We start from the raw sequence: 13,118 nt of genomic DNA on the forward strand, positions 1-13,118 counted from the left end.
TCAGGAGACGGCCGCCGGGACGGTCCTTCGGAGGGTTTGGGCCTCGGCGAGGAAGCGGCGGAGTTCTTCTTCGTCCGGCTTGCCGAGGATTTCAAGAAGCTCTGTCAGGGTGGCCGAGGCTGCCTGGAGCTGAGAGAGGAGGGCGGTGCGATTTTCCAGGGCGATGCCTGTCCAGAGACCAGGGTCGCCACCTGCGACGCGGGTGGTATCACGGAAGCCGTTGGCGACGCAGGAGACAGCAGTGGGGTCGGTGCGGAGGGCGGCCAGGGTGGTGACTGCGGCCATCATGTGGGGCAGGTGGGAAATGCGGGCGACTTTTTCGTCGTGCTCGTCCGGGGACATTTCGAGGACGTTGCAGCCGAGGGTTTGCCAGAAGGTACGGAGGCGGGTGAGGGGGGAAGCGGACGGGGTCGTCCGCGCTCCGGTTGCTTCTGGTGAGGATGCGGACGGGGGCGTCCGAGCTCCGGTTACTTCTGGTGAGGATGCGGACGGGGGCGTCCGCGCTCCGGTTACTTCTGGTGGGGAAGCGGACGGGGGCGTCCGCGCTCCGGTTACTTCTGGTGGGGAAGCGGACGGGGGCGTCCGCGCTCCGGTTACTTCCGGTGAGGAAGCGGACGGGGGCGTCCGCGCTCCGGTTACTTCCGGTGAGGAAGCGGACGGGGGCGTCCGCGCTCCGGGGGTGATGAGGCAGGTGGCGTTTTGGAAGAGGGAGGCGCGGGCGGTTTCGATGCCGGCTTTTTCAGATCCGGCCATGGGATGGCTGCCGATGAAGCGGGGGCCGAGGATGGGGTCGAGAGCGCGGACGACGCTGCCTTTGACGCTGCCAACATCGGTGATCAAGGTATCTGGGGAGAGGTCGGCCATGGCGATCTGCGCGGCCAGGGCAGGCATGGTCTCTACTGGAGTGCAGAGAATGATGAGGGAGGCCCCGGTGGCTGCGGCGGTGGCATCCGTATAAAACTCAGCCTGGATGCCGCGTGCGAGAATGGCCTCTTGGGCGGATTCCCGCCGGGCCCAGAGCCGGAGAGAGGAACCCGGTAAACGCTCCTGGATGGCGAGCGCAAGGGAACCCCCGAGAAGGCCGGGGCCGTAGATGGCGATGGTTGTCTCTGAACTCACGTGCCTGGCTTAATAGGGCACGCGGAAGATATCACCCGTTTCCGGGTCGCGGGCTTTTTGACCGGCGCGGAGGCCTTCGACGCTGATGATCTTCTTGGAGTCCTTGGGGCTGTAAACGAAACCGGGTTTGCCAGGGACGGCACGGGCAAAGGGCACATCACTGCTTGGAGGCGGGGTGACGGGCGTGGTAGGTGTCGTGGTGGTCGGCGGAGGAACGACCACAACGGGCGGGGTTTCCGTGCCGCCAGGAATGGTGGGCGGCTGGGGGCTCAATGTCAGGCCAGGGTCCACAATGGGGGCACCGGAGGAATCGAGGACGGGGGGATTGATGGGGCCGATGGGCGCATCCAGGGGACCGGGGGCGATGGGCTCCACGTAACGATTGGAATCACCATAACGAGGGGGCTGATCGAGGGACCGGCCCTGGCCTGCAAATGGGCGGGGTTCCGGGCCATAACAGCCAGCGAGGGTGACGGCCAGAGCCGTGAGGAGGAGATGCGTGAAGCGTGGCATCGGAGGGGGATTTTGGGGTTAGCTGTTCACACGCATGGGCATGAGAACGTAAAGGAAATTGGTGCCGGTGCGAAGGACGCCAGGGCTGATCTCATCAATGAGGTGAAGGTGGACTTCATCGGCACTGAGATTGCGCAGGGGAGCCATGGTGAACTCCGGGTTGAAAGCGATGGTGATGGACGCGCCTTTGTAATTGATGGCGATGGTTTCGCGGGCTTCACCGATGTCCGGGCTGCTGGCGATGATTTCGACCTGGCCGGGTGTGAACTGGAACTTCACGGAGTTCGATTTTTCACTGGCGAGAAGAGAGACGCGGCTGATGGCTTTCAGGAAGACTTCACGCTCCAGGGCGATGCGCTCTTTGGCCTCGCCGGGGATGACCTGGCGATAGTTGGGGTAATTGCCGTCGATGAGCTTGCTGATGAGGAGGCCGTCGCCGAGGTCGAAACCGACCTGACTGTTGGTGACGCGGATGATGACTTCCCCCAGATCCCCGAGGAGACGGGCGAGTTCGTTGACGGCCTTGGTGGGGACGATGATGTCCACTTCCTGGCTCTGCGGGAATTCGAGTTCCTGCTCCACCATGGCAAGACGACGGCCATCCGTGGCCACCATGGTCAAGGTGTTGTTCTTGAAGGAAAAGAGGATGCCATTGAGCACGTAACGAGTTTCGTCCGTGGAGATGGCATAGGATGTTTTTTTCAGACAATCACGAAGGATCTGCTGATCAATGCGGAACTCGCGTGCGTCGTCAAAGCGGGGCAGTGCTGGGAATTCCTCGCTGGTGAGGCCGAGGACCTTGAAGTAGGAAGGGCCGCTGCGAATGGAGGCGACGTTTTTTTCGTCCACGCTGATCTCGATGTTTTCAGCCGGAAGCTCGCGAACGATGGTGGCAAGACGGCGGGCAGGAAGCGTGGTGGCCCCTTCTTCTTCGACGTCAGCGGCGACGCTGCAAGTGACACCGACATCCAGATCCGTGGTGGTGAGTTCCAGGACGCCATTTTTGGCGCGGAGCAGGACGTTGGAAAGAATGGCCAGGGTGGTGCGGGCACTGACGACGTGCTGCACCTGCTGGATGGCCTGCTGGAGAGATTCCTTGCTGATCGTGAACTTCATATAAAAAGGCGTGCCTGCTGCTTGTACGAACGGCCTTTTTTATCAGAGGCGAGACGAACGGCAAGGAGTATTGGCGGGGAAATGTGTGGTGGGGTCGCTGGCACCTATGTCCCAAAAAGCTCACCAGTCGCGCAACAATGAACTTTTTAGCGTGGTTTTTCAAGCGGCAGAGCTGCTTAAACGCTGTCTGAGCCCCTGCTTGCGGGTGGTACTGAGAAGTGACAGCGAGGGAGCGGTGAGGGGTGGGGGAGCTGAGAATGGGGAGCCGGGGACGATGGATGAATTTTTCCCCATTTGGGGATTTGGGGGTGTTTTAAGTTGAGGCTCAACGGGTTGGGATGGGGATGGAGTTTCCCCATGGGGGGATGCGGCTTCCTCATCTGGGGAGGTGGCGGATTCTTGAGGGAGAGTTTCCGGGGTGGATTCAGGCGCAGTCGGGGCTGGCGGTGCCACTGAGTTTTTCGGCTTGGCCAAGGGCGAGGGGTGCAGCAGGGGGCGCTCTTTAGGGAAGTGGACACAGGCGAGCAGGGCGGTATCCGCCATGTGGGCGTGGTAGGTGATGAGGCTGCTGGGATCGCTGGGGCGGGCGGAGAGGTCCTGGGTGAGGGTGTGCTGGTTGAAGGTGGCGAGGATGTGACGCTCCTCTTCCATGAGAGGGATGGGCGGGGCCTGCTGCTCTGCGGGGATGGGCTTGAGGAGGTGCCAGCCTTTGAGGCGACAGAAGAGGGTGGCGGCGCGGAGCTGGAGGGGGAGGACTTTGCGGGTGCCGTTCATGACCTGCCAGAGCCAGGCGAGCATCTGGTCCTGGGTCTCGGGCATGAGGAGGAGGGAGGGAGCGAAGCGATCCCGCAGACGAGTGGTGTTAGGGAGGGTGGATTTGAGGTGGTTGACGCGGTCCTGGATGTCGGGGTCCTGGGCGAGTTCTTCGGCGCGGGCTTTGGCGTTGTTGGGACTGAAGCCGGCGAAGTGGTAGGCGTTTTTAGGCTCGAGACCTGAGGCGAGGTGGAAGGCGAAGGATTCGTGGCGGGGCTCTTTGAGGGTGAGGGGTGGGATCATGGCGATGAATGGTGTTTAATGATGTTCGGGGGTGTGAAGATGGGGACGGGGTGGGGGGAGAATGGGGTAACATCGGGGAGGGGCGATGGGGGATGCAAGGGGGTGAGGGGGCGACTTGGGCTAAGTGGGGAAAAAAGATGGGAGTGGTGGAGTTTTGGTGGGGGATTTGGGCAGAGGGTAGAAAGATTTTGGGTAGAAAGATTTCTTTGGGGGTTGGGTGAGGGGTTTTCTACAGGATTAACAAGATGGCAGGATGAACAGGATGGTGAGAGGTATGAACCTTAATTGATTATAACAACGCAGCGCCAGCCTCGCGTATTGGAGACTGGCGCTGCTGGTTTTTTCAGCTTTCGGCTGAGGAAGGGTTATTCGATGATTACTCCACCGGAGAGGGTGGGGAGTACGGTGGGGGCGGGATAGATGTCTGTGGGGAGTTGCTGGAGCAGGAAGTATCCCTGGCCGATCTGGCCGCTGGAGGTGGGAATGATCAATCCCTGGAATGTGCTTGTACGTTTGATGGGGGCGGCACCGAATAGGAAGGGATGGCTATCCAAGAGCGTGAAGCCGCCACTAAAGATGCCGGTGGCGCTGGCGACCTTCAGTGAGGTGAGGGTGGGGCCTGTGGCTGGAAGGGTGAGAGAGGCACTGGAAGTGAGCGTCAGATAACGATCCGCCGGTGATGGGGGGCCTGTGATGCGGGCATCAAAGAAGGCGAGCCTGGCGTTGTTAGGCCCGGCGATTTTGTTCATCACGATGGCTGGTGCGACGGGAGCAATGTAACGCCCGCCTTCAACCGTGAGGGGTATAGGATCAAACCCGTCTTTGTAGAGATTCACCTTGGTCGGGATGGAAGCGGGGCGCGACCAAGTGAGCGTGGATCCTGTCAGTGCGTTGTCTGTGTAGGCGGGACCGGTACCAAGACTGACCTGGAGGGTACCAACAAGGGTGCCTTTGGAAGGGAGGGTGGAGAATACTGCGAGGTCGCCATCGGGGCCGATGAAGGCACTGCTGGTGTAGGAATCGCCATCGGCAAGCTTGCCGGCTAAGGGGAATGCCGCACCATTGACTGGAACTGTGAGTGAGCCGAAACCAAGCCCCTGAGGGATGTAATTGATGCTCTCAAACTCGACAGGCACATCAATGGCGAAGGTGTAGTAGCCGCGATAGTTGGCCGCCTGGGCGGTGGCGGTCCAGACGTTGCGCCAGCCTGTGAAGGGACTGCTGTCTGCGCCGATGGTGACGGTGCAATCCGAGAGGGTGAAGCGACGGGTCAGCGTATCAATGACAAAGCTGACGGTGACGGGATCCAGCTTTGGACGCGGGACCAGGATGGTGCCAGTGACGAGGTCACTATCGAGACTGGAGGTGATGCTTCCTGCCGGGAAGGTGATGGCTTTATCGGCACCGAGGGTGATCTTGCCCGTATAACTGCCAGTCGGAGTAATCGTGAGATCAATACGCCCCCCGAGGCCTTGAGTCACGGGTCCACGCGGGATGATGCCGATGTAGCTGCCTGCGGCATCGGGCGTGAGAGGACTAACCAAAAGGGTGGCAGGGGCAATCGAGGAGCCGATGGCGTTTTTTGCCGTGATGGTGAATGCATACGGGGCGGCTTGGCTGATGGTGGGTTTACCGGAGATTTCACCCGTGGTGGTATTGAGGGCTAATCCGGCAGGGAGCTTCGTGCTGGTGAAGCTGGTGGCGGTGCCCTGAGCGGGATCCAGCGGGATGAAGAAACTGTAGCTGCCCGCGATGATGGCGGGGGGCAGGACGAGCGGGTTGGGGGTGATGACGGGGGCCGCAGAGAAGACTGTCAACACGTTGGCGCCACCGCTGAGGGTGCCACCGGGACCGGTGACCTGGCAGGTGTAGGTGCCTGCATCTGCAGCTTTGAGACTGCTGATGATGAGTGCATTTGTGGCACTGATTTCATAAATCAATTCGTCAGGTAATGGCTCTCCATCTTTCCTCCATTCATAAGTCAATTCACTGCTGCCTGCGGCGACAATGGTGAAGGTGGCGGTGGCCCCTGCAGCGAGGTTTACGAGGCTGGCTTTGCGATCCACGACGGTGAGCGCTGCCGATGCACTTTCAGCAAACTGGCCGCCGGTGGTTTGGGTGGCGAGGATTTGGTAGAGGGACTTGGCATCAATGAGCTTCACGGCGGGGATGCTGAAAGTGGGGACGGTGGCTCCTTTGATCACGGCGATGGCGCTGCCGGTGATCTTTCTCCACTGCTGGGTCATGGCGACTGGTGAGCTAACGGTAGCGCTAAAGGTGACGGGCTGCCCCAAAGCGATGATCTGGCTCTGAGGATCTGGCGTGATGGTGGGAGGTGCGGCTTCGATGCCTTGACCCGTGATGCCAATCACGAAATTTGTTTCATCGTTGTCATTGCTGGTGATGGTGATGCCACCCGAGTGAACAGCGACGGCATCAGGTGTATAGGTGACGGTGAACGTTGTGGTGCCTTTGACCGCGAGAGTATCGGGAAGGACGGAGACGGCGAAGCGGGGAGAGTCACTGCTGAGGGCCAGCCCGGAGAGCGGCGCATTTCCCAGATTTTTCAAGGTGAAGGTGCGCACGGCAGTGGAGCCTGTGGTCACTGCACCGAAGTCGATGCTGCTGGTCTGGCTCACGAGCAGGACTTTGACCGGTTGCTCAATGCTGATCTCTGAACCGATGGCGGTGCCGAGGAGCTTGATGTCAAAGGGGGACTCATTGGCATCGTTGCTGATTATGTGCAGAGCAGCAGTGCGCGGGCCAAAGGATGTGGGTGTAAAGGTCACCGAATATTCGGCGGATTGACCAGGTGCCAAGCTAGAGGGCAGGACACCGGATTGAAATTCTGAGGCATGAAGGCCATCGACCACGAGATTGCTAAAGGTCAGGTCCGTCGTGCCTGAGTTGGTCAGGGTGAAACTACGAATCACGGATTCTCCGACAGCTACGGTGGTGCCAAAGTTGACGGTGCTTTTGCCATCGGCCATGGCGAGTGTGCTTTGGGTGATATCAAGCTCTGGCGCGGTACCTGTGCCGCTGACATTGATGCGGAAGAAGGGCTGTCTGGTGGCGTCATTGCTGGCGATGCGCAGAACAGCGGAGCGCGGTCCCAGGGCACTGGGACGCAGTGTGACGGTGAAAGTTGTGGTATCCGCCGCACCGAGGATGCCGACAGATGGAGCGCTGATGATGAAGTCCTTGGCATGAGTGCCGAAGGCGGTCAATGCGAGGCCGGTGAGGTTTTGTGTGCCGCTGTTGCGGAGAGTGAAGGTGATCGTCTTGTTTGCGCCTTGCACGACATTTCCGAAGTCCACCCCACTGTCATTGTCCGTTAAAGGAATCGTCGGTCCCTCACGCTGCACGGTGATGATGGCGGGAGATGACTCTACACCTGTGCCTGTGAGCAGAGTAAGATGCGTGGCGAGATCTGGATGTTACCGACAGTGAACTCTGCCGCATTGGCCCCGACAAGAGAGGCCGTGAGACCTGTGAGCGGGGCGATGCCGGTGTTGCGTATGATCAGGGTCCGGGTCTTCGTCGCACCGATGGCTGCGTCACCGAAGGCGAATGTGGTGTTGTTTTCGATCGCTGTGCCGGAGCTTTCGCTGACCTGGATTCTGGGCAGGGCGGCCAGGGTGGTGAAGGTCATCACCGGGCTGTAGCCGCCATTGGTGGAATAAGAGCGGTAGCTGTAGCTGGTGGAGGAAAGAAGGCTGGTGACTGGCAGGGTGAACGCACCAGTGGTGCCGACTGCACTCACACGGAAGACGCCGGGACCGCCGACCAGCGGAGCCGCATTGGTGGATGTGCGGGCATAGACGAAACCACGCTCCGTGATGACGAGATCTGTATCGCTGGAAACATCGGCTGACAATGTGACGCTGGAGGCAGTGATGTCCGTGCTGGTCGGCAGGCTAAGCTGACGATGGATAAGGAGGGTGTAGGTATTGCTCACCACGCCATCCTGTGCAGTGACAAGGACCGTCACTTTATTGAGGCCAAGACTGAGGGGAAGCGGCGTGTCCGCGCTGCCGAAGCTACCGGAGTTTATTTTGACCTGCACGGTCGCGCTCACTTGTGCCACCGCCGGTGTGACGGTGAGGGCAGTGACACTGCTGTCCACAGTGGCGGAGTAGGCCTTAGTCTCTGGGGTAAAGGCTGGTGATAGCTCCCCGCTGCTGAGGGCCAAGCTGCTGAGATTGGCATTGGTGTTGGGCAGCACATTGATGGTGAAGGTCTTCGGCTCACTGGTGTCCACACCGCCATTGGCTGTGCCGCCGTCGTCTTGGGCAATCACGGAGACGATGGCGCTGCCAAAGGAAGTGCTGGGGGTGAAGGACAGTGTGCCATCATTGGCAATGGAAGGCTGCACGCTGAAGAGATCTTCATTGTCATTCGACACGATGAATGAGGTCAGCGCTTGTGCGGACTCATCCACGGGGCCGGGGGAAAAGTTGCTGGTGATGCCGCCTGCGGTGTAAGGACCCGAGTTGGAATTGGCATTGATGGAGAAGGGGCCGGGAGGGGCGATCGAGGTATAGATTTTGCTACCTGAAATGGCCATGCGCTTGCCATCGGCTGAGCTGATGACGTAGCCTTGATAGATGCTATCAACATCCGGTGGCGCTGAAGGTTCGTTCCAGGTTTCTCCAGAGTCGTTGGAGAAAACTATGCTGCCACCCAGTGAGGAACCTGCCATTGTTTTACCATCACTGGAAATCGTGACACTGGTCCAGCTTCCTTGCGGATCTCTCTCTGTCCAGGTCAAGCCGGAGTCAGTAGAAGTGAAAATAGAACCCGACTCGGCCCCCGCGACGAGCTTGGTGCCATCGGCTGAGACGGCGACGGATTTCCAGCCAATATCCGGACCTCTGGCAGTCCAGGTCAGACCAGAGTTCGTTGAAACGTAGAGATGCCCGTCGTAAGGCTGATCGTTTGTGGTTTCGCTATCTGTGTCGCCAGCCACCAGGATGGTGCCATCCGCAGAGGAGGCGATGCATTGCCAGAAGCGTTTCGGTCCACGAGCCGTCCATGTGAGGCCTGAGTTGCTGGAAGTGTAAATTTGAGCCGGTTTTGAATTTCCCAACGAATCTTGAGTAATGGCGACTGCCGCAGCCAGCTTGGTGCCGTCCGCCGAGGAGGCGATGCCACTCCAATAAAGGGGGCTAGCCCGCTTGGTCCAGGTGGTCCCTGCATCGGCGGAGATGTAGATGCTCTCCCCAGATGATGTCGCGGCGAGTTTGACGCCATCGGCGGAGGACGCCAGCCTGGATAATGAGGGGCGGGGACTCCCGGAGATCTCCTTGGTGGACCACGACGCGCCAAAGTCGGTCGAAGTGTAAAGCAAGGAGCCGCCATTGACGTCATCTGGGCCCAAAGCCAGTAACTTGTCAGCATTGGGGGAGGAAGTGAACCCGGTGAAGTAATTGTAAGACTGCCCCGGGGCCGTCCATACATCCCCCGCAGAAGTGATCGGAGGACCACCAATCAACGAGAAATCTGGAGGTGAATTCACGGGATTGACCGTGAGCGTGAAACTGGTGCTGGCTGTGGCCGAGCCATCGTTCACCTGTACGGTGATGACTGCGGTGCCGTTTTGATTAGCCGCTGGGGTGACGAGCAGGAATTGACCGCCGCCACTGCCATCGCCGCCCAAGCTATAGGCATCAGCAGGTACCAGGGTGGGATTGTCCGAAGTGATGGTGTAGGAAAACGCATTGGGGTTTTCACCATTGAGCGTCAGGGGGATCTGGTCGGTGGTGGCGTTTTCATAGATGCTCTGGTCCGAGATGGCACCGATGGTTGGCTGGATCTTGGTGCGCAAGGCGAGGGCGACCAGAGCCCAGTCCTTACCGGTCTCCTCATCTAATAAGCTGATGAAACGTGTCGCCGTAGTTGCCGTGAAGGCATAATCAACGCGGATACCGTTGTTCTCGCCAAAAGCGTTCTCATTGACTGTCTGGCTCACACCGAGGACAGAAAAAGTCACATCGCGAACCCCTTCAGCATCGATGCCCATGCCATAAAAAGAGGCCACATAATCTTGGCCTTCTGTCAGACCTCTAAGAGTGATTATGTTGGACGTTCCAGAAGGCAGAACATAACCGCCTGCCATGACCGCACTGCCGCTGCCGCCCGCCGCAGTGAGATTGTTGGTGTCTGTCGAGAATACGGGTGACGCACTGAGCGAAAACTGTGTCGTTGACGGAATCGCACCCGAGGTCGCGATGCCGGGGACGCTGACTCCATTGACCGCGGCCGTCTCTGCTGTGCCAAAGTGATAAGCCCACACCGTGTTGCCTGAGATGATGTTGCTGGTGGCGTCTCCCGTCCAAGCGGCTGAGGACCAGGTGGCGGCGAACAGGCTAGGCCCGAGCAGTTGAACGGCTAGAAGAATAACGGCGAGCGTCAGCGGGCGGTGGGAGTTCATGAGTAAAGAAAATCGAGGAGGCAAAGACTAGATAAAGTCACCTGAAATGGCCTAACGGCATAGGCCGATGGCAGTTCTGTCAGCATTTGACAGTTGTAAGGAAGCAACAAAACTCCGGCACCTTATGGGGAGCTTTTACAGCCGTGCGATGAATGTATAACTTTGTTATGTGGGGATGCGCTCAGGACATAAAGCTGAGCCATCATCATTCACCGAAATGGCAGATGCGTGTCTTCGCCAAAAGACTGGCGCTTATAGTCTTATAAGACTAGTGCGTCAATCATCATGTGGCAAAAACGAACTCATTTATAAGGAAGTACGCATCACTCCTTGAATAATCTTTAGCACTCTATCGCTAAATCCGCACAGACAGTGGAGCTGGTGGCATGTAATGAGATTTCAAACTTGGGTGACCGAATGAGGGGAATAGGACTCCTTTTAAATCATCACACATTTCCTCCATGAGCACTCATTCCCATGCACCGAAGACAGAGGCCTCCTGCTGCCATGCACCACCGAAGCCGGTGAAGGCGAGTTGCTGCGGACATGAACATCACGGGCATGGGGAAGCAGTGATGCCCATGGCGACATCCAAGTATTTTTGCCCCATGTGCCCTGGGGTGGAATCTGACAAGCCGGGAAGCTGTCCCAAATGCGGCATGGCACTGGAACGCAATCCTGTCTGGAAAGCGGAGAAGAAGACCGTTTATACCTGCCCGATGCATCCTGAGGTACAGGAGGATCATGCTGGCAACTGCCCAAAGTGTGGCATGGCGCTGGAACTGTTACAGACGGCTGATGGCGATGATGAGGATGAAAATGCGGAGCTGAAGGACATGACCTGGCGTTTGCAATGGAGCGGGCTGCTGACGCTGCCGGTGTTTGTGACGGCGATGGCGCACTTGGTTCCGGCCTGGAGTCATGCGGCCTGGGCGAATGGTGAAACGACGCGGTGGATGCAGCTTATCTTTTCCACCCCTGTTGTTTTTGCCGCTGGAGAGCCCTTTTTTATACGAGCATGGCAATCGCTGCGGCATCGCAGTTTAAACATGTTTACCCTCATCGCCCTGGGGGTGGGTGCGGCTCAAGGATTCAGCATGGCGGTGATGCTGGTGCCGGGGTGGTTCCCGGATTCCATGAGGGATGCCCACGGGCAATTGCCGTTGTACTTTGAGGCTGCGGCAGTCATTATCGTCCTGGTGCTGTTGGGGCAGGTCCTAGAATTGAGGGCCCGTGCTCGTACGGGCAGTGCCATCCAAGAACTGCTGGGACTGCAACCGAAGACTGCCCGGCTGGTGACTCCTGACGGAGACGAGGATGTGGCTATCGACACCCTGAAGCCGGGACAAAAGGTGCGTGTACGCCCAGGTGAGAAAGTGCCGGTGGACGGGGTCGTGGTGGAGGGTGCAAGCCACGTGGATGAATCCATGATCACGGGCGAGCCGGAGCCTGCTATGAAGAAAAGCGGTGACCAGGTGACGGGCGGGACGCTAAACCAGCATGGCAGCCTAGTGGTGAAGGCGGAGCGTGTGGGAGCGGATACGATGCTGGCGCAGATCGTGAATCTGGTGGGGCAGGCACAGCGCAGCCGGGCACCGGTCCAGGCGCTGGCGGACAAAATGGCGGCATGGTTTGTCCCAGCGGTACTGGCAGCCTCCGCGTTGACTTTTATTCTATGGTTTTTGTTAGGCCCGGAACCGGCACTGGCCTATGCCATCGCCAATGCGGTGGCGGTTTTGATCATTGCGTGCCCTTGTGCGCTGGGGCTGGCAACGCCGATGAGCGTGATGGTAGGCATCGGACGCGGAGCGAAGATGGGGGTGCTGATCCGACAGGCGGCGGCGATTGAAGAGCTGGCGGCGCTCACCACGCTGGCGGTGGACAAGACGGGAACGCTGACCGTGGGAAGACCCGAGGTAACGGAGGTGCTGCTGGTCGCCGGAAGTGCATTCAACGCGGATGATGTATTGGGCTTAGCCGCAGGGCTGGAAAGACAAAGCGAGCATCCGCTGGCCTATGCCATCGTGCAGGCGGCGGAAGCCAGGAAGCTGGCGCTGCCTGAAGTAAACGGCTTTCAAGCGACGCCTGCTGGAGGGGTGGTGGGAAACGTTTCAGGCAAGTCTGTCGTCATTGGAAAAGTGGACTTCCTACGAGAACAAGGGGTGGCACATATCGAGGCTCTGGAGAGTCTGGGAACACCGCATCAGGCGGAGGGCAAACCGGTCATCTTTGTGGCCGTGAATGGCCAGGCTTGTGCGGCCATCGTGGTGAGTGACCCGATCAAGTCCACGACACCGGAGGCACTGGCACAATTGAAAGCGATGGGCATCTCCGTGGTCATGCTGACGGGTGACAATGAGCGCACGGCAAAACGGATCGCGCAGACGCTGGGCATTGAGCATGTGCATGCAGGAGTGACGCCGCAGGACAAGCATCGTTTGATTAGCGATATGAAACGTCCCGGCAGTGTGGTGGGCATGGCGGGGGATGGCATCAATGATGCGCCTGCGCTGGCTGAGGCGGATGTGGGCATGGCCATGGGGACAGGAACGGACATCGCCATGGAAACGGCCCCTGTGACGCTGGTGAAAGGGGATCTAAGGGGGATCGTACATGCTATTCAGTTAGGCCGGGCAATGATGAGAAACATCCGGCAGAACTTGGTCTTTGCCTTTCTTTACAATGCGCTGGGCATCCCCCTGGCGGCGGGTGTGCTGTATCCGTGGACGGGCTGGCTGCTGAGTCCAATGATCGCAGGGGCAGCGATGAGCCTGAGTTCTGTCTCCGTGATCGGCAATGCACTAAGGCTGCGAAATCTGGATTTGTCCAAATGAGTCCGCAGTGATGGAGGGCTCCAGGTGGGGTTAAGAACTTCTCTGGC

At 59.0% G+C, this 13,118-nt stretch carries 7 protein-coding genes; 1 reads left to right on the top strand and 6 read right to left on the bottom strand.

Features of this window, described 5'->3' with window-relative positions; translation table 11 throughout:
* The 6 genes from EI77_RS02495 to EI77_RS02520 form a co-directional block, all read right to left on the bottom strand.
* Nucleotides 1–1,119: a prephenate dehydrogenase/arogenate dehydrogenase family protein gene (locus tag EI77_RS02495; protein WP_133793171.1), complete on the bottom strand. Its 1,119-nt coding sequence runs from the start codon at nt 1,117–1,119 to the stop codon at nt 1–3.
* 9 nt (nt 1,120–1,128) lie between these two features.
* A complete protein-coding gene (locus EI77_RS02500) occupies nt 1,129–1,632 on the bottom strand; it encodes a hypothetical protein (RefSeq protein WP_133793172.1) in 504 nt (167 codons plus the stop codon).
* Nucleotides 1,633–1,650: 18 nt separating this feature from the next.
* Nucleotides 1,651–2,748, bottom strand: a complete 1,098-nt coding sequence (gene dnaN, locus EI77_RS02505) for a DNA polymerase III subunit beta (RefSeq protein WP_133793173.1) — start codon at nt 2,746–2,748, stop codon at nt 1,651–1,653.
* A gap of 159 nt (nt 2,749–2,907) precedes the next feature.
* The gene (locus EI77_RS02510) at nt 2,908–3,804 is read right to left on the bottom strand and encodes a terminase small subunit (RefSeq protein ID WP_133793174.1); all 897 of its coding nucleotides are present in this window, start codon (nt 3,802–3,804) and stop codon (nt 2,908–2,910) included.
* Between the two features lie 365 nt (nt 3,805–4,169).
* Nucleotides 4,170–7,169, bottom strand: coding sequence for a choice-of-anchor D domain-containing protein (locus EI77_RS02515; RefSeq protein ID WP_133793175.1), 3,000 nt, complete (start codon nt 7,167–7,169; stop codon nt 4,170–4,172).
* 23 nt (nt 7,170–7,192) lie between these two features.
* Complete coding sequence (locus EI77_RS02520; RefSeq protein ID WP_133793176.1) at nt 7,193–10,237, bottom strand: cadherin-like beta sandwich domain-containing protein; 3,045 nt, start codon at nt 10,235–10,237, stop codon at nt 7,193–7,195.
* A gap of 461 nt (nt 10,238–10,698) precedes the next feature.
* On the opposite strand from EI77_RS02520, the gene EI77_RS02525 reads away from it, so the two are divergent.
* Nucleotides 10,699–13,071 (top strand): copper-transporting P-type ATPase, encoded by a 2,373-nt coding sequence (locus EI77_RS02525; protein WP_133793177.1) that lies wholly within the window; start codon nt 10,699–10,701, stop codon nt 13,069–13,071.
* The last annotated feature ends 47 nt before the right edge of the window (nt 13,072–13,118 follow it).

Origin of the sequence: Prosthecobacter fusiformis (assembly GCF_004364345.1) — a bacterium.
Taxonomy (GTDB): Bacteria; Verrucomicrobiota; Verrucomicrobiia; order Verrucomicrobiales; family Verrucomicrobiaceae; genus Prosthecobacter; species Prosthecobacter fusiformis.

Bases quoted from the DNA above. Each gene is read 5' to 3' on its own strand.
- EI77_RS02525 (WP_133793177.1), top strand. From the start codon at position 10,699: ATGAGCACTCATTCCCATGCACCGAAGACAGAGGCCTCCTGCTGCCAT.
- EI77_RS02500 (WP_133793172.1), bottom strand. From the start codon at position 1,632: ATGCCACGCTTCACGCATCTCCTCCTCACGGCTCTGGCCGTCACCCTC.
- EI77_RS02520 (WP_133793176.1), bottom strand. From the start codon at position 10,237: ATGAACTCCCACCGCCCGCTGACGCTCGCCGTTATTCTTCTAGCCGTT.
- dnaN (WP_133793173.1), bottom strand. From the start codon at position 2,748: ATGAAGTTCACGATCAGCAAGGAATCTCTCCAGCAGGCCATCCAGCAG.
- EI77_RS02510 (WP_133793174.1), bottom strand. From the start codon at position 3,804: ATGATCCCACCCCTCACCCTCAAAGAGCCCCGCCACGAATCCTTCGCC.